This is a genomic window from Jiangella endophytica (assembly GCF_003427025.1).
GTDB classification, from domain to species: Bacteria; Actinomycetota; Actinomycetes; order Jiangellales; family Jiangellaceae; genus Jiangella; species Jiangella endophytica.
The window spans coordinates 154,353-174,171 of record NZ_QVAI01000015.1 but is presented as its reverse complement, the minus strand read 5'-3'; the positions used below and the strand labels follow the sequence as shown (position 1 = coordinate 174,171).

Annotated in this window: 18 protein-coding genes and 2 pseudogenes; 7 read left to right on the top strand and 13 right to left on the bottom strand. The window is 70.1% G+C overall.

The window, feature by feature from the left end:
- The first annotated feature begins 25 nt into the window (after nucleotides 1-25).
- Nucleotides 26-614: pseudogene (locus DZA62_RS37695) on the top strand (NAD(P)-dependent oxidoreductase).
- On the opposite strand, the gene DZA62_RS26130 reads toward DZA62_RS37695, so the two are convergent.
- The 4 genes from DZA62_RS26130 to DZA62_RS26115 form a co-directional block, all read right to left on the bottom strand.
- Nucleotides 553-1,770, bottom strand: a complete 1,218-nt coding sequence (locus DZA62_RS26130) for an MFS transporter (RefSeq protein ID WP_198664202.1) — start codon at nucleotides 1,768-1,770, stop codon at nucleotides 553-555. The pseudogene DZA62_RS37695 and the gene DZA62_RS26130 sit on opposite strands and share 62 nt — an antisense overlap.
- Before the next feature lie 123 nt (nucleotides 1,771-1,893).
- Nucleotides 1,894-3,183 (bottom strand): ABC transporter substrate-binding protein, encoded by a 1,290-nt coding sequence (locus tag DZA62_RS26125; RefSeq protein ID WP_116951876.1) that lies wholly within the window; start codon nucleotides 3,181-3,183, stop codon nucleotides 1,894-1,896.
- 42 nt (nucleotides 3,184-3,225) lie between these two features.
- Nucleotides 3,226-4,137: a carbohydrate ABC transporter permease gene (locus tag DZA62_RS26120; RefSeq protein WP_116951875.1), complete on the bottom strand. Its 912-nt coding sequence runs from the start codon at nucleotides 4,135-4,137 to the stop codon at nucleotides 3,226-3,228.
- The gene (locus DZA62_RS26115) at nucleotides 4,127-5,062 is read right to left on the bottom strand and encodes a carbohydrate ABC transporter permease (protein WP_198664200.1); all 936 of its coding nucleotides are present in this window, start codon (nucleotides 5,060-5,062) and stop codon (nucleotides 4,127-4,129) included. Before DZA62_RS26115 ends, DZA62_RS26120 begins: the two co-directional genes overlap by 11 nt.
- 232 nt (nucleotides 5,063-5,294) lie before the next feature.
- Between DZA62_RS26115 and DZA62_RS26110 the strand changes: the two genes are divergently transcribed.
- Genes DZA62_RS26110 through DZA62_RS26090 form a run of 5 tightly spaced genes read left to right on the top strand, consistent with a single transcriptional unit; the run spans nucleotide 5,295 to nucleotide 10,270 of the window.
- Complete coding sequence (locus DZA62_RS26110; RefSeq protein WP_116951874.1) at nucleotides 5,295-6,002, top strand: GntR family transcriptional regulator; 708 nt, start codon at nucleotides 5,295-5,297, stop codon at nucleotides 6,000-6,002.
- 6 nt (nucleotides 6,003-6,008) lie between these two features.
- Nucleotides 6,009-7,187, top strand: coding sequence for a mandelate racemase/muconate lactonizing enzyme family protein (locus DZA62_RS26105; RefSeq protein ID WP_116951873.1), 1,179 nt, complete (start codon nucleotides 6,009-6,011; stop codon nucleotides 7,185-7,187).
- Nucleotides 7,184-7,990 carry an SDR family NAD(P)-dependent oxidoreductase gene (locus DZA62_RS26100; protein ID WP_116951872.1) on the top strand — a complete coding sequence of 269 codons (807 nt, stop codon included), beginning with the start codon at nucleotides 7,184-7,186 and terminating at the stop codon, nucleotides 7,988-7,990. Before DZA62_RS26105 ends, DZA62_RS26100 begins: the two co-directional genes overlap by 4 nt.
- Nucleotides 7,987-8,883, top strand: a complete 897-nt coding sequence (locus DZA62_RS26095; RefSeq protein ID WP_116951871.1) for a dihydrodipicolinate synthase family protein — start codon at nucleotides 7,987-7,989, stop codon at nucleotides 8,881-8,883. The genes DZA62_RS26100 and DZA62_RS26095 overlap by 4 nt, the downstream gene beginning before the upstream one ends.
- A gap of 43 nt (nucleotides 8,884-8,926) precedes the next feature.
- On the top strand, nucleotides 8,927-10,270 hold the full coding sequence (locus tag DZA62_RS26090; protein WP_116951870.1) for a glycoside hydrolase family 28 protein: 1,344 nt from the start codon (nucleotides 8,927-8,929) through the stop codon (nucleotides 10,268-10,270).
- Nucleotides 10,271-10,488: 218 nt separating this feature from the next.
- On the opposite strand, the pseudogene DZA62_RS37690 reads toward DZA62_RS26090, so the two are convergent.
- From DZA62_RS37690 to DZA62_RS26060, 8 genes and pseudogenes are all read right to left on the bottom strand, one after another.
- Nucleotides 10,489-10,731: pseudogene (locus DZA62_RS37690) on the bottom strand (alpha-L-rhamnosidase C-terminal domain-containing protein); the annotation flags it as partial.
- On the bottom strand, nucleotides 10,658-11,125 hold the full coding sequence (locus DZA62_RS26085; RefSeq protein WP_157987919.1) for an alpha-L-rhamnosidase-related protein: 468 nt from the start codon (nucleotides 11,123-11,125) through the stop codon (nucleotides 10,658-10,660). The gene DZA62_RS26085 and the pseudogene DZA62_RS37690, both read right to left, overlap by 74 nt.
- Before the next feature lie 209 nt (nucleotides 11,126-11,334).
- Complete coding sequence (locus tag DZA62_RS37330; RefSeq protein WP_269813930.1) at nucleotides 11,335-11,469, bottom strand: hypothetical protein; 135 nt, start codon at nucleotides 11,467-11,469, stop codon at nucleotides 11,335-11,337.
- Nucleotides 11,470-11,510: 41 nt separating this feature from the next.
- Complete coding sequence (locus DZA62_RS26080; protein WP_116951868.1) at nucleotides 11,511-13,109, bottom strand: BNR repeat-containing protein; 1,599 nt, start codon at nucleotides 13,107-13,109, stop codon at nucleotides 11,511-11,513.
- A gap of 424 nt (nucleotides 13,110-13,533) precedes the next feature.
- Nucleotides 13,534-14,571 carry a rhamnose ABC transporter substrate-binding protein gene (rhaS, locus tag DZA62_RS26075; protein WP_116951867.1) on the bottom strand — a complete coding sequence of 346 codons (1,038 nt, stop codon included), beginning with the start codon at nucleotides 14,569-14,571 and terminating at the stop codon, nucleotides 13,534-13,536.
- 32 nt (nucleotides 14,572-14,603) lie between these two features.
- The gene (locus DZA62_RS26070; RefSeq protein ID WP_116951866.1) at nucleotides 14,604-15,665 is read right to left on the bottom strand and encodes an ABC transporter permease; all 1,062 of its coding nucleotides are present in this window, start codon (nucleotides 15,663-15,665) and stop codon (nucleotides 14,604-14,606) included.
- Nucleotides 15,662-16,696 (bottom strand): ABC transporter permease, encoded by a 1,035-nt coding sequence (locus DZA62_RS26065; protein ID WP_116951865.1) that lies wholly within the window; start codon nucleotides 16,694-16,696, stop codon nucleotides 15,662-15,664. Before DZA62_RS26065 ends, DZA62_RS26070 begins: the two co-directional genes overlap by 4 nt.
- On the bottom strand, nucleotides 16,693-18,222 hold the full coding sequence (locus DZA62_RS26060; protein WP_232827605.1) for a sugar ABC transporter ATP-binding protein: 1,530 nt from the start codon (nucleotides 18,220-18,222) through the stop codon (nucleotides 16,693-16,695). Before DZA62_RS26060 ends, DZA62_RS26065 begins: the two co-directional genes overlap by 4 nt.
- Nucleotides 18,223-18,384: 162 nt before the next feature.
- On the opposite strand from DZA62_RS26060, the gene DZA62_RS26055 reads away from it, so the two are divergent.
- Nucleotides 18,385-19,395, top strand: a complete 1,011-nt coding sequence (locus tag DZA62_RS26055; RefSeq protein ID WP_116951863.1) for a LacI family DNA-binding transcriptional regulator — start codon at nucleotides 18,385-18,387, stop codon at nucleotides 19,393-19,395.
- Nucleotides 19,396-19,420: 25 nt separating this feature from the next.
- On the opposite strand, the gene DZA62_RS26050 is transcribed toward DZA62_RS26055, so the two are convergent.
- Nucleotides 19,421-19,819, bottom strand: coding sequence for a (R)-mandelonitrile lyase (locus DZA62_RS26050; protein WP_116951924.1), 399 nt, complete (start codon nucleotides 19,817-19,819; stop codon nucleotides 19,421-19,423).

Genomic DNA, 19,819 nt, shown 5'->3' with positions numbered 1-19,819 from the left:
ACAGCGAACCGAAAGGACAGCCGTCGTGCGCATCACCGTCTTCGGTGCCAACGGTCCCACCGGCCGCCTGCTCACCGGCCGGGCACTCGCCGCCGGCCACGAGGTCACCGCGGTCACCCGGCGGCCGGACTCGTTTCCGCTGCGTCGCGATCGGCTCGAGGTGGTCGGCGCCGACGTGCTCGATCCGGAGGCGGGTCGACCCGCGCCCCTACTCCGACGGCGGATTCCTGTTCAACCGGGTGTTGCTGCCCTACGTGACGCGGGTGCTGGGCAGGACGCTGTACGACGACATGCGGCGCGTGGAGGCGCTGGTCCGCGAGAGCGACCTGGGCTGGACGATCGTGCGCCCGAGCGGGCTCTACCACCTGCCGTCGGCCACCGACTACACCGTGGTCGAGGGTCACGCCGACGGCAGGTTCACCGCCCGCGTGGACCTGGCCGCCAGCATGCTGGCTCTCCTGGACGACGACCGCCGCCTCCGCAGCACCGTCGGCGTCATCACCACGGTCGGCAACCCCACCCTGCTCCAGTGGATCCGCCGCGAAGCACGGCTCAGCGCTCCGCCCGCCGCAGGTCGCGCACGGCCGGGATCGCGAGCAGCAAGGCGCAGGTGACGAGCGCCATGGTCGCGGACACGAACAGCAGCGGCACCGTGCCGGCGATGACCGCGAGCGGCCCCGCCACCGCCTGGCCGACCGGTTTCATCACCAGCGAGCCGGCCGCGTCGTACGCGTGCACGCGGCCGAGTACGTCCTGCGGGATGTGCGTCTGCACGCTGGTGTGGAACATGACGATCCAGAACGCCTGACCCGCACCGCTCACCGCATAGCACGCGGCGACGAGGGGTGCCGGAAGGCCGAGCGCGACGCTCAGCGGCATGAGCGTCCAGAGGATGATGGCGAGGGCGCCGGCCCGGAGCGGATACTGCGGGCGGAGCCTGATCGCGACGAGCCCGCCCAGCACGCTGCCCGCCCCGAGCGCCGACATGACCAGGCCGAACGTCGCCGATCCGTGCTCGGTGACGAGCGTGCTGTAGCCGAGGGTCATGGTGGGGCCGGCCCCGGCGAGCTGCCAGAGCATGTAGACGACGATGACGCTCCACAGCCAGGTCCTGGCTCGGAACTCCCGCCATCCCTCGACGAGATCGGCTCGGAACGACGACGACACGTCGCCGCGCCCGGCCGGGCCCATCGGGACCGAGCGGAGCCGGAGCAGGCAGGCCCCGCTCACCGCGAAGGTCAACGCATCGAGCGCGACCACGGCCGCCGGTGAGGAGACCACCAGCAGCAGGCCGGCCAGCGACGGGCCGATCACCGCGGTCACGGACTCGGAGATGCGCAGGGTGGCGTTCGCCTTCTGCACGTCGTGAGCGATGAGGGGGGTGATGCTGGCGACTCCCGGCTGGAAGATCGCGCTGCCCGCCCCGACCAGGGCCAGCAGTACCAGGATCTGCCACAGCTCCGGCGTGCCCACCAGGAACAGCAGCGCGAGCACCGACTGGAAGCACAGTCGCGCCGCGTCCGAGAGAACCATCAACCGCCGCGCGCCGAAGCGATCGGACAACACCCCGCCGAAGATGATCAGCGCGGCGAACGGCGCGATCAGCGCGGCAAGTGCATAGCCCACGCCACTCGCCCCGTACCCCGCTCGGAGCACGGCGGCGGTGATCGCGACAGGAAGCATCACGTCGCCCAGCAGAGAGCTGGTGCGGGCGGCGAAGAACAGGCGGAAGTCCGCCGTCCACAAGGGCGGATCGGCTGACTCGGACATGGCGCGCGGGTCACGCGCCATGTCCGGGTCAGCCACCGCTCACCGCCACAGCCGCCATTCGATCACGAACGGGGCGATACCTCCGCGCGGCGGCTCCCAGCGCCACCCGGAGCGCGGGCCGGTTCAGCCGTTCGCGATGGCGTCCCCCAGCTCGCCGAGGAAGCCCGCGGCGGCGTCCTGCGGTGAGGTCTGGCCGAAGACGACCTGCTCGGCGTAGCGGCTCAGAATCGGGACCAGCTGGCTGCCGTTGGGCGGCGTGACCGGCTCGGCGTCGCCCAGCTCGAGCCCGTCCATGTACTCCACCGCGGCCTGGTCGACCTCGGACAGCTTCGGCGCGATGTGGGCGCGCACGTTCTCGTTGAGCGGGATGCCGCGCTCGGTGAGCTGGAGGTCGGCGGCCTCCTCGCTGTTCACCATGAAGTCGATGAACTGCGCGACGGCCTCCGGATGGTCGGTGCGGCCGGACCCGACCCAGAACGACGACGGCTTCAGGTAGTCGCTGCCTTGCGACTCCGGGAACCTCAGCAGTTGCAGCGGCGAGCCACTGGCGTCGCTCAGAGCGCTGAGCTGACTGTTCCAGAACGAGCCGATCGCCACCCGGTTCGTGGCGAGGAAGGTCTCCGAGAGCCCGACGCCTTGACCCTCCTGCAGCGTCGACGCCGGCGGCGTGGACCCGTTCTCGACGAGCTGCGTCAAGTAGTCGAAGAAGCCGGCGACGGCGTCCTCGGACGCCGCGACCTGGCCGTCGGCGTCGAACAGGGTCTCGCCCTGCTCGCGCAACCACAGCCGCAGGGAGCCCTCGTCGTACCCGAACGAGCTGGCGAAGCCGTAGTAGTCGCCGCCGCCCTTCTCGCTGAGCTGCTTGGTCAGGGCGAGGAAGTCGTCCCAGGTCCACGTGGTGTCGTCCGGGATCTCGACCCCGGCCTGCTGGAAGAGCCCGGTGTTGGCGACGAACGCGTAGGAGGCCGCGCCGGAGGCCAGCGCATACAGCGTCCCGTCGACGCTGCCGGAGTCGATCGCCGACTGCGGGTAGCCGGACAGGTCGAACTGGTCCTCCAGCGCGGACAGGTCCAGGAGCACGCCCTGCCGCGCGTACGTGCTCAGGTAGATCTCGTCCATCTGCACGATGTCCGGGGTGTCGTCGGCCGCGGTCTGCGTCGCGAGCTTGTCCCAGTACCCGGAGTAGTCGGAGTAGGTCGGCTCGATGGTGATGTCCGGGTGGGCCTGCTCGAACGCGTCGATGATCGCGAGCGTGTTCTCGAGCCGGGTGTCGTTGCCCCACCAGGTCATCGTCAGCGTGATCGCGCCGTCCTCGCCGGACGTGCTGTCGGTCGTGTCGGAACAGGCGGTGAGCATCACCGCGACGGCAGCGAGCGCGCTCGCCGCGACGGTGCGGCGGAACCTTGCGGTCATGGTGTGACGTCCTTTCATCGAGCCCGTGGGACGGCGGCGCGGCTACTTGCCGCCGGTGGTGGCGATGCCCCGGACCAGGAAGCGCTGTCCGAGGAGGAACACGAGGAAGACCGGGATCAGCGACACGACGCTCATGGCGAACATCGGGCCCCAGTTGGTGCCGGACGAGACGTCCATGAAGGCGCGGATCGCCAGTGGCACCGTGTACTTCTCCGGCTTCGTCAGGAAGATCAGCTGGGTGAAGAAGTCGCTCCAGACCCAGATGAACGTGAAGATCGCGGTGGTGGCGAGCGCGGGAACCATGAGCGGTAGCAGCACCTGCGCGAAGATCCGCAGGTGGCCGCAGCCGTCGATGCGCGCAGCCTCGTCGAGCTGGCGCGGGATGCCGCGGATGAACTGGACCATGAGGAAGATGAAGAACGCATCCGTGGCCAGCAGCTTGGGCAGGATCAGCGGAATGAACGTGTTGACCCAGTGCAGCTCGGAGTAGATGAAGTACTGCGGCACGATCACCACGTGGACCGGCAGCATGATCGAGACGAGCATGATGGCGAACCACACCCGCTTGCCGCGGAAGTCCAGCCGCGCGAAGGCGTAGGCCGCGAGCGAGCAGGAGACCAGGTTGCCCAGGATGCTCCCGATGACGACGATCATCGAGTTCAGCAGGTAGACGCTGAACGGGTGCGACAGCGCCGACCAGCCATCGGCGTAGTTCGACAGGTCGATGTCGTCGAGCAGCAGGCTGGGATCGCGGAAGATCTCGTCGGTCGGCCGCAGCGAGGCCGCGACCATCCAGAGGACGGGGTACAACATGACCATCGCCGCGAGGATCAGCAGGACGTGACGCAGCAGCCGGCGGCCACGCGCCTCGCCGGAGGCGCGCCGCAGCGCTCGGTCCGAACGGCGGGATGGGCCCTCGCTCACCCTCGGCGGGGTCCGCAGCTCAGTCGTCATAGAACACCCACGACTTCGCGGCCCAGAAGTTGACCGCGGTGAAGGCGCCGATGATGACGACCAGCAGCCAGGCGAGCGCCGAGGCGTAGCCCATGTCGAGGTTCGCGAAGCCGCTGGTGTAGAGGTACAGCGTGTAGAACAGCGTCGAGTCGGCCGGTCCGCCGGTGCCGCCGGACACGATGTAGGCCTGGGTGAACGACTGGAACGCCCCGATGATCTGCAGCACGACGTTGAAGAAGATGATCGGCGTGAGCAGCGGGACCACGATGCTCCAGAACCGCCGCACCCGGCCGGCCCCGTCCATCTCGGCCGCCTCGAGGTACTCGACCGGGATCTGCCGCAGCGCCGCCAGGAAGATCACCATCGGCGCACCGAACGTCCAGACCCCGAGGGTGATGAGCGTGGAGAGGGCCGTGCTGGGGTTCGCGACCCAGCTCTCGCCCGGCACGCCGAAGAACGCGAGCACGTGGTTGACGAGGCCTTCGGCTCCGAAGATCTGCTTCCACAGGACGGCGATCGCGGCGCTGCCGCCGATCAGCGACGGCAGGTAGAACACCGACCTGTAGATCGCCAGCCCGCGCACGCCCCGGTCGAGCACGACGGCGAGCAGCAGCGCGAGTACCAGCTGGAGCGGCACGGAGACCAGGACGTAGGTGAACGTCACCCGCAGCGCCGCCCACAACCGCTCGTCATGGAACATCCGCGTGAAGTTGTCCAGCCCGATGAACCGGGGCGGCTGCAGCAGGTTGAACTTCGTGAAGGAGAAGTAGAGCGACGCCAGCATGGGCACCGCGGTGACGAACAGCAGGCCGGCGAACCAGGGCAGCAGGAAGAGATACGCCGCTCGGTTGTCGCGGTGCCTGACCCGTGGGCCGTCCCTGCGGGAACGTCTGCTCAGCGCCCGCAGCTCGCCGAGCGCGCTCACCGCGGTGTCTCCCGATCGCGCACGCTTCCTCCTTGAAGCCAGCGGTCCGTGTGTAGGCGGCAGTATGGCACGACTCTAGGATCGTGCGATACCACGACCGAAATTCAGCAGTCGCAATGGCGCACGCGCGTGATCGCGATCCACAGACATGCTGTTCAGAGTCGCAAGTACAGCGAGTGCGAGCCCTGTCGACGAGTTGAACTCTGGTATCGCAAGACCGTAAGATCTCGCCATGACGTTCACCGCGCCCTCCGAGGGACAGGCCCGGTCGCTGCCACTCGAGCGGCCAATCTCCCGTGGCGACCGAGTCCGCGACGCCGTGCTGGAGGCGATCCTGAACGGCACGCTGCCGCAGGGCACCGCACTGGTGGAGCGCGAGCTCTCGGCCATGCTGGGCGTGTCCAAGACGCCGATCCGCGAGGCGCTGAAGCAGCTGCAGTCCAGCGGCCTGGTCGTCGTCAACTCCTACCAGGGCATGAGCGTCCGCACACTCGACGCGACCACCGTCCGCGACGTCACCGCCGCACGCGCCGCCGTCGAGCCGACGGCGGTCCGCATGGCCGTCGAGCAGCGCCAGCCGGGCACGCACCCGGCCGCGCGACAGGCACTGACCGAGGCCCAGGCTCTGCTCCGCACCGACCAGCCGGCCAAGCTCGGGCTGACGAACCGGCGGTTCCACCGCGAGCTCTACGCGGCCTGCGAGAACCCGCTGCTGATCGACTTCCTCGACAAGATCCAGGTACTGAACACGTTCATCGCCACCGCCGGCTGGCGGGCCCAGGCGACCTTCGACACCGAGGGCCTGGAGCACGCCGCCATCCTCGACGCCTTCGAGCAGGGCGACGCGGGCCGCGCCGAGCGGCTGCTGCGCGAGCACATCACCCGGTACGCGACCGCGCTGCTGCGCAACCTCGACCGCACCCCCGACGCCGGTGAGTAGCCAGCGATGAGCCGGATCAGCGAGGTCCGCCTCACCCCGGTCAACGTCCCCAGGACGACCGGTCTGATCTGCGGACACGTCATCGTCGAGCTGCACACCGACGACGGACTGACGGGCATCGGCGAGATGTCCGACTTCCAGCACCTGCCGCGGTTCCACGTCGACGTCGCCGAGTTGGAACGGACCCTCGGCGCGCTGCTCCAGAACCTCGAGGTGGAGGCCGCGAACGAGGCGACCCGCCGGCTGGAGGCCGCCTTCCCGTCCGCCGGTCATCTCTACGACAAGGGCGCGGTCATCAAGTGCGGCGTCGACATCGCACTGTGGGACCTGCGCGGGAAACGACAGGGCCGCAGCGTCAGCGACCTCCTCGGCGGCCCGGTGCGGTCCTCGCTCGCCGTCGCGTACCCCATCTTCCGTCAGCAGCGTGCCTCCGACGTCGAGGCCAACCTGGAGCTGGTGGCGACCCGACTCGATCAGGGCTTCTCGCTGTTCCGGGTCTACGTCGGGCGCCACCCGGAGCTCGACGAGGCATTCCTGCGCTCGGCCCGGGCTCGCTTCGGCGACCGGCTGCGCATCAAGTCCCTCGACTTCTCCAACCTGCTCGACGCGGTCGACGCCGCCCGCTTCGTCGAGCGGACCCGTGAACTGGACTACGAGCTGGTCGAGGCGCCTGCCCGCGAACGTGACGCCGAGGGCCTGGCCTTCGTCCGGCGGCGCACCCTCGTGGCGGTGAGCGAGCACGTCTACGACGGCGCCTGGGCGCTGGAGCTGGTGGCGGCCCGGGCGGTCGACGTGCTCAACGTCGGGCTGTTCGCGCTCGGCGGCATCACACCGGCGCGACGCGTGGCGGCCATCGCGGAGGCCGCCGGGCTGCGCTGCCTGGTCGGAACCACCCAGGAGCTGTCCATCGGCACTGCCGCGGCGGCGCATTTCGGCGCCGCGACGGAGTCCGCGTCCGTGGCGTGCGACCCCGTCGGCCCGCTGCTGTACGCCGGCGACGTGGTCGAGCGGCCGGTCGAGTACCGCGACGGCGGGCTGGTCGTGCCGCACGGGCCGGGGCTCGGCCTGGCGATCGACCCGGAGCGGCTGGCGGCGGTGGCAGGACCGCTGCGCTGGGACACCGCAGGAACCGACGCCGTGACGGTGGACGCCGTCATCGACCGAGTGAGGAGCAGGACCTCGTGATCTGGCCGGGACGTTTTGCTGGGAAGCGGGTGATCGTGACCGGCGGCACGCGCAACATCGGGCTGGCCATCGCCGCGCGGTTCGCGGCGGAGGGGGCGAGCGTGGCCGTCAACGGCATCGTCGCCGGCGAGGCGCGGTCCGTCGCCGAACGGTTCCGCGCCGACGGGCACACCGCGCTCGACGTCGAGGCCGACGTCTCCGACCCGGCCGCCGTGGCCGAGCTGACCGACGCCGTCGTCGCGGCGCTCGGCGGGGTCGACGTGCTGGTGAACAATGCGGCGGTGCCCATGGTGGGCCGCGTGCCGTTCGCCGACCTCGGCATCGACGCATGGGACCGCAGCTTCGCCGTCAACGCCCGCGGCGTCTACCTGTGCACGGCGGCCGCCGCCCGGGTGATGCCGCCGGGCTCGTCGGTCGTGAACATCTCCTCCGTCGGCGCGACCAAGGCGCATCGCAACGCCGTCGCCTACGACGCCACCAAGGGTGCGGTCGAGGCGTTCACCCGCGCCGCCGCCCTCGAGCTGGCGCCGTCGGGCATCCGGGTCAACGCGGTGGCGCCCGGCGCCATCGTGAACGACCGGCACGACACGCTCACCGATGAGGTGCGACGGCGCGAGGCCTCGCCGATCCCGCTCGGTCGGGCGGGGACCGGCGCCGAGGTCGCCGCCGCCGTCGCGTTCCTCGCCTCGGACGAGGCGGCCTACGTGACCGGTCAGGTGTTGACCATCGACGGCGGCCTGACGGCCCAGGCACGGCAGGCGACGGCAGAGATCGAGCTCCTGGCGCCGGGACCGGTCGCATGAGCCGCCCAGGTTTCGACGGCGTCACCGTCGTCCTGGTCACGCCGTACCGCGACCGCACGACCGGCGTGAACGAGGACGTCGCGGCCGAGATCGCCGCCCGCGCCGACCACGCCGGCATCCACGCCCTCACCGCCCTGGGCAACACCGCGGAGATGCAGCAGCTCGACACCGGCGAGCGGCGCGGCCTGCTGCGCGCCGTCGCGGCCGGCCGGACGCGGGCAGTGCTGATCGCCGGCGTCGCCGGCGGCGTCGGGACGCTGCTCGACGAAGCCGAGTTCGCCGGCGGGCTCGGCTACGACGCGGTCATGGTGCACGAGCCGGCCGACCCGTTCGGCGACGGGACCGGGCTGGTCGCGTACTACGAGCAGGTCGCCGACCGCTCCCCCCTCCCCGTCGTCCTCTATCTGCGCTCCACCCGTATGACGGGGCGCGACCTCGCCGGGCTCGTGGCGCACCCCCGCATCGTGGCCGTGAAGTACGCCCGCGAGGACCTGTTCACGCTGGCCGCGCTGCTGAACGACGCACCGGCCGACTGCGTGTGGATCAACGGGCTGGCGGAGTCACGGGTGCCCGCGTTCGCCGCACTGGGCGTCCTCGGCTTCACGTCGGGCATCGCCAACGTGCGCCCCGAGGCGGCGCTCGCCGTGCACGCCGCCGCCCGCCGGGGCGACCTCGCCGGGCTGGGCGAGCTGCTGCGCGACGGCATCGGCACGATCGAGGCGATCCGCGCCGAGGGCAGCGGCCGCTTCAACGTGGCCGTGCTGAAGGAGCTGCTGCGCTGGCACGGTGTCGAGGCCGGCGACGTCCGCGCCCCGCACTCGCCGCTCACCGACGCCGCTCGGGCCCGGTTGCGCGACGCCGTCGCGTCCTGGCCCGAGGCGGCGCCGGCCTGACGCCGACCCCGATCCGGCCTGCCCATCGATCCCGAGGAGCATCGTGGACCACATCGACTTCGACCCGCGCGACCACGGCGCGGCCGGCGACGGCGTCACGCTCGACACCGCCGCCGTCCAGGACGCCATCGACGCCGCGGCGAAGACCGGCGGCCGGGTCACCGTCACCGCGGGCCGCTACCTGGTCGGCGCCCTGTTCCTCGCCTCCGGCATCGAGTTCCACCTCGGCGACGGCGCGGAGCTGGTGGCCGCGACCGGCGACGAGCACTACCCGACGGTGTTCTCCCGGGTCGCGGGCATCGAGATGGACGGACCCGCCGCCATCCTCAACGCGTTCGGCCGGCACGACCTGCGCATCACGGGGACCGGCGGCATCGACGGACGCGGGCAGTTCTGGTGGGACCGCTACTGGGGCCCCGACGGCACCGGCGGCCTGCGATCGGAGTACGACGGCCGCGGCCTGCGGTGGGCCGCCGACTACGACGTCCGGCGGCCGCGGGTGCTGCTCGTGCACGAGTGCCGCGACGTCACCATCGAGGGCATCACCATCCGCCGGTCCCCCTTCTGGACGGTGCACCTGTGCTACTCGCGCGACGTCCACGTCGACGGCATCACCATCGAGGACAGCTTCGGCCCGTCGACCGACGGCATCGACATCGACTCCTGCATCGGGGTGCTGGTCGAGAACTGCTCGATCGACTGCGGCGACGACAACATCGTGCTGAAGTCGGGGCGTGACGCCGACGGTCTGCGCGTGGGCCGGATCTGCCGCGACGTCGAGGTGCGCAACTGCCGCATCGGCGAAGGGCTCGGCGTCGCGCTCGGCAGCGACCTGTCCGGCGGCATCGAGGACGTCCGCTTCCACGGCCTGGAGTTCACCGGCACCGACTACGGATTCCGGATCAAGTCGTCGCGGTCGCGCAGCGGGTTCGTCCGTGGCGTCGAGTTCCGCGACTCGACCATGCGCAACGTCGCGTTCCCGTTCAGCCTGGCGCTCAACTGGTACCCGTGGTTCAACGCCATCGAGATCCCCGCGGACTTCACCGGCGAGATCCCGCCGTGGTGGCACGTGCTGGCGACACCACCCCCGGCCGGGACACCGCTCACCGATGTCGACGGGCTCACCCTCGCCGACGTCCGGGCCGGCCTCGACCCCGGCTACGACGGCCCGTCCCTCGCCTTCGACCTCGACGGCTACCCGGAGAGCCCGATGCGCGGCATCCGGTTCCAGCGTGTCTCCGTCACCGCCCGTGAGCTGGGCCGGATCGTCGGCGTGTCCGGCCTCCGGCTCGACGACGTCGCCGTCTCCATCGACCAGGGCGCCGATCCCCGCAACGACCTCGATGTCCACCGCGTCCACCACCAGTGGCGGCCGCGGGGCCGGTAGGCGACCCCTCCCCGCTGGGTTGTCGTCACCCCGCTCGTGGCCTTCGCCTCTTCGCCCTGGCCGGCGGGACGGGGACGACGCGTAGCGGAACGCGTCGCCCCCGTCGCGCTTCTCATCGGTCTCGGGCGGCACCTCCTCGGCCGATGTCCGACCGGGATGCGGCCAGCAGAATCGCCTGCTGTTCCCGCCTGGTGAGCAGGCCGTCTGCCGTCCTCGGCCGTCCAGCTGGAGTGGATGTCTCCGTAGCTGGACGGGAAGCTGCCCTCGACGGAGATTGAGTCGCCGCCGGGGACGGGCTGGAGAACGACGGGTCCGCAACCAGCTCGGCGAGGCGCTGGACGGCGAACTCCTTGTAGGTCAGGCCGGCGTTCGGCCCCACCTGGACCGTCAGCTCGTCGCTGAACAGATCGAGGCTGAGCGGCGTCGCGTAGGAGGCCTGCGAGTCCTGCAGGGTCCTGCAGGGTCCTGCAGGGTCCTGCCGCTGATCAGGGTGTCGCCCGGAGTGGCGTTCAGCGTGAAGCCGGTCTGCGGATCGACGTACAGCCTGTTGAAGCTGTCCTTGCCCTGCGCGAAGCGCTGCCGCAGGGTGTCGGCGTACTCACCGTCGCCGACGATGTCGGCCATCTCGGCGGAGATCTGCAGGTAGTACAGATACATCGCCTGCCCGACCATGTGCGGCCCGGTGTTGTCGTCCATGCTGACGTGGTCGGCGTTGCCCGACGTGCGGCTCGTGAGCCCGGGGTAGTCCGCGTGCAGCACACCGGAGTGGTAGCCCTCGAGCCAACGCTTGATGGTCGGGAAGTTCTCCCTGATGACCTGCGTGTTGCCGTACTGGACGCAGCCGGTCCGGTTCACCAGCTGGATGGACGGGCTCGTGCGTGCTGTCCCGGGGGGAATGTCCAGGATCGACCACCTGATGCGGTGGTCGATCCTGGACGAAACACCGAATGGTCCGGGTCGGCGTCGTCACGATGACGTCGCCGACGAGCCGACCGGCCGCCAGGACGGTGCCGCAGAGTTCGTCGTCACCACAATGGCGCCGACGTCGTCATCGACCACGGCGGCTAACACATCAGTTTCGGCGTGATGGAACGGTCGCGGGAGATCATCTGCTCGCCCGCCACGTCGCTGCCATCGTCTCCAGCGGCCTTGGTCATCTCGCAGTCGGTGGTCAGCCGGGTGTCCGGTTCGGCGGCCACGTGGCCGCGGTAGCCATCCGGCGGCCCGAAGCGTCGACGGCCTACGGGCGGAGTTGACGGTAGACGTGCCGCACGCAGTCTCCCTGGCCTCGGAAGCCGGGGTTGGTGAAGGTGCGCCAACCCTCGTCCTTGCAGGCGTCCGCGGTGCCGAGCACGGTCACCTCGAGCGGCTGCGCCGGTGGCCACGCCTGGCGGGGCCGGTCCTGGTTCTCGCCCAGGCTCTCCCAGCGGATCAGGTTGCGCCGGACCTCGTCCGGCCCGAGCGTCAGCGGCGGAGCGTGGAAGGATCCGGACGCGCCCGAGTCGTCGTTGAGGTTCACCTGCACCTGCGCGCCGCCCTCGCCGGGATACGGATGCTGGTAGTCCGACCGGACCTCGGACACCGACGCCGGCTCCGTGGGTGGGGTGGCGACCTCCTGGATCGGTTCGAGCGTCTGCCCGTCGAGGACGAAGGTCCGTCCCTCACCGTGGCAGGTGACGTCCAGCCGGAGGGTGTCGTCGGCCGTCACCTGCGGCGCCCAGTAGAGCTCCACCTCGAAGACCAGGGTGCCGCCCTGGGAGAACTCCCATGCCCCGGTCCAATCGCTGACCTGGACGTTGTGCCACCCATCCGCGGAATCGTCCGGGGTGGCGACGTAGATCTGGGTGTTCCCCGCCTCGTCGTACTTGTGGTACGCGACGACCGGTGCCCCGTCGGCGTCGAAGCCGACCTGGACGTTGTTGTTGATGACGCCGCCCTCGGGTGGAATCGGGTCGACGACGTCGCCGGTCGCGCGGGTGATCGGCAGCTCCAGCGCCTCGCCCGCGCTGGTCTCCCAGTTCACCAGGTCGGCGCTGCGCGCGTACGAGACGTTGTTCGTTGTGGAGGCGATGTAGGTCTCCCGCCACACCCACACCATGTGGTAAAACCCGTCGGGTCCGAGGCGCGGCTTGGCGGCGTACGCGTTGCGTTCGCCCTCGCCGCTGAGCAACGGCGATTCCAGGAGCGCGTTCCAGGTCCGGCTCTGCTCGTCGTACTCGTTGTAGACGTCGACGCCGTCGCCGCTGGAGCCTTCCCGGTACCGGAACACCAGGGTTCCGTCCGCGAGTTCCAGGAAGACCGGATAGGTGACCGAGCTCTCCAACTCCGGATTGGCCATGGTGTCCACGCGCTCCAGCGAGGTGACATCGCCCGGGATGGTCGTCCGCCAGTACCGCAGCCGGTGATTGTGCATGTTGCCGGTCACGTGCAGGTTCCCGGCCCGGTCGGTGGCGATGGTGATGTAGTTGTGGCTGTCCCACCCGATATTCGTGTCCACACGCTGGCGGGTCCAGTCCTCGGTGCCGAGCCGGCGATGGGCCACGGTCAGCTGCCGGTTCTCGTCGTAGTACCCGACGTACTGATCGTCGCCGGCGGTGAGCAGGGCCTGGCCGACATAGTGCCCGGCCCAGGTGGAGCCGACCTCGACGGTGTCCAGGACGGCATCGCGCCGCTGGTCCAGGTCACCGCTCTCGTCCGGAACGCCGCATTCCAGCGGTCCGGGACTCGCGACGGCCGCGGCGGCGACCGCGCCGCCGCCCGGTGGCGTCAGAGCCGCGCCCGTCGTCACGACCGCGGCCGTGATGATCCCCGCCAGCAGGGCCGAGACACGTTTCTGCATCGTCTGCTCCTTACGATCGGTTCCGTGCATCGGCTCGCGATCCGCGTGGGGCGATCCTCCGGTCGTCACACTCGTCACGGTTCCCTGTGCCGGCCTGGCCGCGGATGCGGTTCTCCCCGTCGGTCGACGTGATGCCGCGCGCGTACGCCGACGCCACGCTGTACAAGTACACCGGGTCGTTCGCGGTGACCGCCCCGGCGTGCCCTGGGTCGCCTCCGGCCCTGACGCTGCCATTCATCCAGTGCCACCATGTGTGCGGCCGCGCGGACGCAGGCGTCTCTCCGAATGGATGGGAGGTGTTCCCGTTCTGGCCCGCCGCAGCCGCTCCGACCTGGTTCGATACGACCAGCATCATCGATGCTCCTCCTCGTTGGGGCGTTGGCACTCCGGCAGGCTTTGGTGCCTAAAGGCGCGACGGCCGCCATCAGAAGTCGAAGTCGTCGATGTTCGCGGCGTCGAAGACGAACGGGTCGCCGAGGAGCACGCTCGCGTCAGGACCGACCTCGTACGAGCCGAGCCGGCCGGCCTCGAAGGTGTCGCCTTCCTCGCCGGTGATCTCGCCGGTGGCGAGCGCCTGGGCGGCGAATGCGGCGAGGTAGCCGAGGTCGGCCGGGTTCCACAGCGCGAACGCGGTGACGGTGCCGTCCTTGACGTACTCGCGCATCTGGTTCGGGGTGCCGAGGCCGGTCAGCGCGACCGAGCCCTTGTGCTCGGAGGTGGAGAGGTAGCGCGCCGCGGCGGCGATACCCACCGTGGTGGGCGAGATGATGCCCTTGAGCTCAGGGTGGGTCTGCAGCAGCGCCGCCGTCTTGTCGAACGACGTCTGGTCGTCGTCGTCGCCGTAGACGACCTCGACGAGTTCGATGTCGGGGTGGCTCGCGGCCAGTTCCTCCTCCATCAGCTCGATCCACGCGTTCTGGTTCGTCGCGTTGGCCGACGCGGACAGGATGGCGATCTGCCCGGAGCCGCCGATCTGCTCGGCGATGAGGTCGATCTGCACCTTCGCGATCCCCTCGGCGGACGCCTGGTTGATGAACAGGTCGCGGCAGTCGGGGTTGGTGTCGGAGTCGAACGTGACGATCTTGACGCTCGCCGAACGGGCCTCCTCGAGGGCGTCGCAGATCGCCTCGGGGTCGTTGGCGGAGACGACGAGGGCGCCGACGCCCTGCTGTGCCGCGGTCTGGATGTAGCTGACCTGCGAGGTCGGACTCGCCTCCGTCGGTCCGACCTCCTCGTACGTGCCGCCGAACTCCTCGACCGCCTCGGCGCCGCCCGCGTTCGAGGTGTCGAAGTAGGGGTTGCCGAGATTCTTCGGCAGGAAGGTGACCGCCAGGTTGGCGTCGTCTCCCCCGTCGCCCCCGCCCGAGGTGTTCGTGTCGTCACCGCCGCACCCGGCCGCCACCAGGGCGACGCCCAGCGTGAGCGCTGCAAATGTTCCCGCGCGTCGCTTCAGTCCGAACATCGTTGTCTTCCTTCCTTGATGCGAACGCATACCTAATGGGGCGCCGGCTCTGATCGGCGGTGGTCCCGTCCTCGTCTCCTCCCGATCGCGGCGCTCCGTCGGGCCTGGAGCCACGCGAGGAGGCTGGTCGACACCACGGACGCGATGAGCAGCAGACCCGTGATGACGTTGATGATGTCGCTGGAGATCCCGGCCAGCCGCAGAGCGCTGCCGAGCGTCCCGATGAGGAGCACACCGGCGATGACGCCGTGCAACGCTCCCCTGCCTCCGAAGATCGACACACCGCCGAGCAGGACCGCGGCGATGATCTGCAGCTCCATCCCCATGGCGTTGTCGCCGCGGGCGTTGGAGTACAGCAGCGTGAAGTAGACGCCCGCGAAGCCCGACACCGCACCGCTCAGGACGAACAGCCGGAACTTGGTACGCGCGACGTCGATGCCGGAGAACGCCGCCGCCTCCTTGTTCAGGCCGATCGCGAAGAGGGAGCGTCCGAACGGCGTGAAGTGCAGCACCACGGCGAAGACGAGCGCGAGGACGGCGAAGAGCACCATGATCACCGGGATCGGCGTGCCCGGGATGTTCGCCTTGGCGAGATCGGTCCAGTACTCGGGGAAGTCCGTGATGGCGGTGGTGCCGAGCAGTCCCACCGCGATGCCGCGGAAGAGCGCCAGCGTGCCGATGGTGACGGCGAGCGAAGGAAGCCCGACCACGGTCACGAGGAAGCCGTTGAATCCTCCCGCCAGCGTTCCCACCAGCACCGCGGCAAGCGCGGCGAGCGGGAACGGGAGCCCCGCCTGGGCAAGCAGGCCGGTCACCACGCTCGCGAGCCCGACGATGCTCGCGACCGAGAGGTCGATCTCCTCGGTCACGATGATGAGCGTCATCGGCAGGGCGATCAGCAGGATCGGGGCGACGTCGCGCAGCAGGTACGTCACCGTCAGCGGGCTGTCGAAGTTGCGTACGGTGACGAGGGAGACGAGCACCACGAGGACGAGCATCACGATGATCGCGGACTCGCGAGTCAGCACCATCCGCCGCCAGGCCGGCTGCGCGTGCGCCTTGTACGTCCGGACGGGCGCCTGCGTCGTGGTCATCTCGTCTCCTCCCGTTGTGCGATGAGTCGTCGGTGCTGCCTGACGGCGAGCACCCGGTCGAGGACGATTGCGCCGAGGATGAGCACGCCCACGACGGCGCGCTGCCAGAAGTCGTCGATGCCGAGGATGGGCAAGGCGCGGTTGATGGTGAGCAGCAGGAACGCGCCGATGGCGGCGCCGCGCACGGTGCCGACACCACCCGAGATCGCGACGCCGCCGATGACCGCGGCGCCGATCGCCTGCAGCTCCCAGCCGAAGCCGGCGCCGGAGCTGACGGTGCCGTAGCGGGCGGCGAACAGGACGCCGGCGAGTCCGGCCAGGGCGCCGCTGACGACGAAGGCCGCGACGAGCCGGCGGGTCACCCGCAGGCCGTAGAGGTGGGCCGCGGCGGGATCGGAGCCGATCGCGTAGAGCTCGCGCCCGCTGCGCAGGTTGCGCAGATACCAGCCGGCGGCGACGAGGACGACCAGGGCGATGATGGTGAGAATGGGGATGCCGAGCACCTGGTCGGTCCCGAGTGCGCGGAAGCCGCTGGGCATGTCCGAGGCGTTGACGCGGTCGCTTCCGGTCCAGGCGACGTTGATGCCGCGGTAGACGTACATGGTCCCGAGCGTGATCACGAGCGCAGGCACCCGCGCGAAGGCGACGAGAGCTCCGTTGATCAGGCCGAGCAGCCCGCCGAGGAGGATGCCCGCGAGGAACACCACGATGACGGGGATGCCGGGGACGTCGACGAACAGCGTGCCGGTGAGGTAGGCGGTCAGGCCCACGACCGACCCCACGGAGAGGTCCACGTTGCGGGTGATGATCACGATCGCCTGCCCGACGGCGACCAGCAGCAGCAACGACGGCGTGAGGAGCAGGTCGCGGAAGCCGTCGCTGGAGAACAGGAAGTTCGGATTGCTGAGGGTCGCCGCCACGATCACCAGCACCAGGGCGACCAGGATGCCGGTCTCACGCGCCGAGGCGGCATGGCGCATCAGCCGGGACGCACTGCTGGCGCCGGGGGTGACCGGTGCGACACTGCTCATCGGACGGCCTCCGTGAGCGCCGTCGCGGCGTGCATGATGGCCTCCGGCGTCGCCTGTTCCCGCGTGAATCCGCCGGTCAGACGCCCTTCCCTCATGACGAGCACGCGGTCTGCCATGCCCAGCACCTCCGGGAGTTCGGATGAGATCATGAGGATCGCGAGCCCCTGCTGAGCGAGTTGGCTCAGCAGCCGGTGCACCTCGGCCTTGGTGCCGACGTCGATGCCGCGGGTCGGCTCATCGACGATGAGCACCTTCGGCTCGGTGGCGAGCCACTTGCCGAGCACCACCTTCTGCTGGTTGCCGCCCGACAGCGTGCCGGTCTCGGCATCCAGGGCCGCCGCCTTCACGTCCAGCCGGCTCGCCCACACCTGCGCCGCCTGGTTCTCGCTGCCGCCCCACAGCAGCCCCCACGTGGCGAGCTTCGAGCGGATGGCCAGCGTGAGGTTGCGCGAGACGCCGTCGTCGAGCACGAGCCCCTGCTTGCGCCGGTCCTCCGGGACGAGGGCGATCCCGCGGCTCGTCGCCGCGCGTGGGTCGCGCTTCGGCAGCAGGGCTCCCTCGAGCCGGACGCTGCCGCTCTCGTACGGGTCGACGCCGAAGATGGCGCGTGCCACCTCGCTGCGTCCCGCGCCGACGAGACCCGCGAGGCCGACGATCTCGCCCGCTCGCACCTCGAACGAGATGTCGCGGAACACACCGGCGCGCGTGAGCCCGTCGACCTCGAGCACGACGTCGCCGATCCGCGCGTCGAGCTTCGGGTACAGCTCGGTCACGTCGCGTCCGACCATCTGTCTGACGAGCTCGTCGACGGTGGTGTCGCCGATGGGGGTCGTATCGACGTAGGAGCCGTCGCGCATGACCGTGACGGTGTCGCAGAGCGCGAAGACCTCGTCGAAGCGGTGCGAGATGAACAGCAGCGCCCGGCCCTCGTCGCGCAGGCTCCGGGCCACGGCGAACAGCCGCTCGACCTCGACGCCGGAGAGGGCGGCCGTCGGCTCGTCCATGATGAGCACGCGGGCGTCGAGCGAGATCGCCTTGGCGATCTCGATGATCTGCTGATCGGCGATGGACAACCCGTCGGTCACGCGATCCGGGTCCAGCGACACGCCCAGGCGGCCGAAGATCTCCAGTGCCTCCGCACGCATGGCGCGACGATCGATTCGTCCCAGGCGCTTCACCGCCTGCCGGCCCATGAAGATGTTCTCCGTGACCGAGAGGTCGGGGAACAACGTCGGCTCCTGGTAGATGACCGCGATGCCGGCGGCCTTGGACTGCGCGGTGCTGGAGAAGTCGACGGAGCGGCCGTCCAGGAGGAACTCGCCCGCGTCGCGGCGGTAGAGGCCCGCGACGATCTTGACGAGCGTGGACTTCCCCGCGCCGTTCTCACCGATCAGCGCGTGGATCGAGCCGCGCTCGAGGGCCAGCGAACCGGATCGCAACGCGACCACCGGGCCGAACGACTTCACCACTCGACGCAGCTCGAGCACAGGACGCGGCCCTTCGGGCGTCTCGACTTCGATGGCCACTCGGGCCTCCTCCTCGCTGAGGGATCGCCGTGCCGCTGTACCTGAATCGAAGCTGAATCGATTCATGGTAAGTTCAAATTACCTTAGGGACCCGGACCGACGCGGTCAAGCCACCAGGCACCGGTGATTCGATCGTGATCGGTCCAAGCAACGGGAGGCTCCGTGGCAGTGAGCATGCGCGACGTGGCGCATCGCGCCGGGGTGTCGGTCGGAACCGTCTCGAACGTGCTCAACCGGCCGAGCGAGGTGTCGGCCGACTCCGTCGCGCGGGTGACGCGCGCCATCGAGGAGCTCGGCTACGTCCGGAACGACGCGGCGCGGCGGCTACGCGCGGGTGTCAGTGCCACGGTGGGGTTCGTCGTCCTGGACGGCCAGAACCCCTTCTACAACGACGTCGTCCGGGGAGCCGAGGACGAGGCGAGCCGCCACAGCATCGCCGTTCTCCACGGCAACACCGACCAGGACGTTCGCCGGGAGCGCCTCTACATCGACCTGTTCCATGAACAGCAGGTGCGGGGCCTGCTCATCGCTCCCTACGGCGACGTGACGGCGCACCTCGACCGCCTCGCCGAGGCCGGCATCGCCGTGGTCCTGGTCGATCGCTTCAGCGGCGACGGCCGATACTCGTCGGTCTCGGTCGACAGCGTCGCCGGGGGGCGACTCGCGATGGAGCACCTGATCGAGACCGGACGCCGCCGCATCGCCTTCGTCGGCGGCCCGTTCGACCTCCGGCAGGTCAATGATCGCCTCGCCGGAGCCCGCGCGGCCGCGGAGAACGCGAACGTCACGGTGACCCTCGAGGTCGTCGCCACGGAAGGGATGGCCGTCGAGGACGGCGTCGTGTCCGGCGACCGCATCCTGATGCGCACGCGCGGCGACTGGCCGGACGCGCTGTTCGCCGCCAACGACCTGATCGCTCTCGGTCTGCTGCAATCGCTCGTGACCGATGGGCGCGCGCGGGTCCCCCAGGACATCGCCATCATCGGCTTCGACGACATCCCGTTCGCCGCCGCGGCCGCCGTCCCGCTGTCGTCCGTCCGCCAACCCAGCCGCATGATGGGGCGCACGGCGCTGCGGATCCTCCTCGAAGAGGCGGCCGACCCCGAGAGCATCCCCCGCCAGACGGTGTTCCCCCCTGAGCTCGTGGTCCGCGCCTCCACCGTGGCCAGGTAGGCGCCGGAGGCCGATCGCCGTCCGCTCAGCCGAGGTACTCGTCGGAGGTGACGTGCTCGAGCCACGTCGTCGTGGCCGCCGGATCGTCGGCGTTGTCGAGCATCGCCAGATGCTCCATGAACGAGTCGGGCGCGGCGCCGTGCCAGTGCTCCTCGCCGGGCGGGCAGTAGACGGTCTGGCCTGCGTGGAGTTCGGCCTTCTCTCCCCCGCGTGACTGCACCCAGACGACGCCCTGTGTCACGTGCAACGTCTGCCCGCGGGCATGGGAGTGCCAGGCCGTGCGGGCACCCGGGGCGAAGCGCACCTTCGCCACGACCATCCGCTGACCGTCGTCGCGCGGCGACGCTATCGGGTCCAGCCATACGTCGCCGGTGAAGTATTCGGGCGGGTTCCTGGTGGTCGCCACCCGGGGATCGATCTGCAT

Coding starts and splice junctions, on each gene's coding strand:
- DZA62_RS26130 (WP_198664202.1), bottom strand. CDS start 1,770: ATGTCCGAGTCAGCCGATCCGCCCTTGTGGACGGCGGACTTCCGCCTG.
- DZA62_RS26125 (WP_116951876.1), bottom strand. CDS start 3,183: ATGACCGCAAGGTTCCGCCGCACCGTCGCGGCGAGCGCGCTCGCTGCC.
- DZA62_RS26120 (WP_116951875.1), bottom strand. CDS start 4,137: ATGACGACTGAGCTGCGGACCCCGCCGAGGGTGAGCGAGGGCCCATCC.
- DZA62_RS26110 (WP_116951874.1), top strand. CDS start 5,295: ATGACGTTCACCGCGCCCTCCGAGGGACAGGCCCGGTCGCTGCCACTC.
- DZA62_RS26105 (WP_116951873.1), top strand. CDS start 6,009: ATGAGCCGGATCAGCGAGGTCCGCCTCACCCCGGTCAACGTCCCCAGG.
- DZA62_RS26095 (WP_116951871.1), top strand. CDS start 7,987: ATGAGCCGCCCAGGTTTCGACGGCGTCACCGTCGTCCTGGTCACGCCG.
- DZA62_RS26080 (WP_116951868.1), bottom strand. CDS start 13,109: ATGCAGAAACGTGTCTCGGCCCTGCTGGCGGGGATCATCACGGCCGCG.
- rhaS (WP_116951867.1), bottom strand. CDS start 14,571: ATGTTCGGACTGAAGCGACGCGCGGGAACATTTGCAGCGCTCACGCTG.
- DZA62_RS26070 (WP_116951866.1), bottom strand. CDS start 15,665: ATGACCACGACGCAGGCGCCCGTCCGGACGTACAAGGCGCACGCGCAG.
- DZA62_RS26065 (WP_116951865.1), bottom strand. CDS start 16,696: ATGAGCAGTGTCGCACCGGTCACCCCCGGCGCCAGCAGTGCGTCCCGG.
- DZA62_RS26050 (WP_116951924.1), bottom strand. CDS start 19,819: ATGCAGATCGATCCCCGGGTGGCGACCACCAGGAACCCGCCCGAATAC.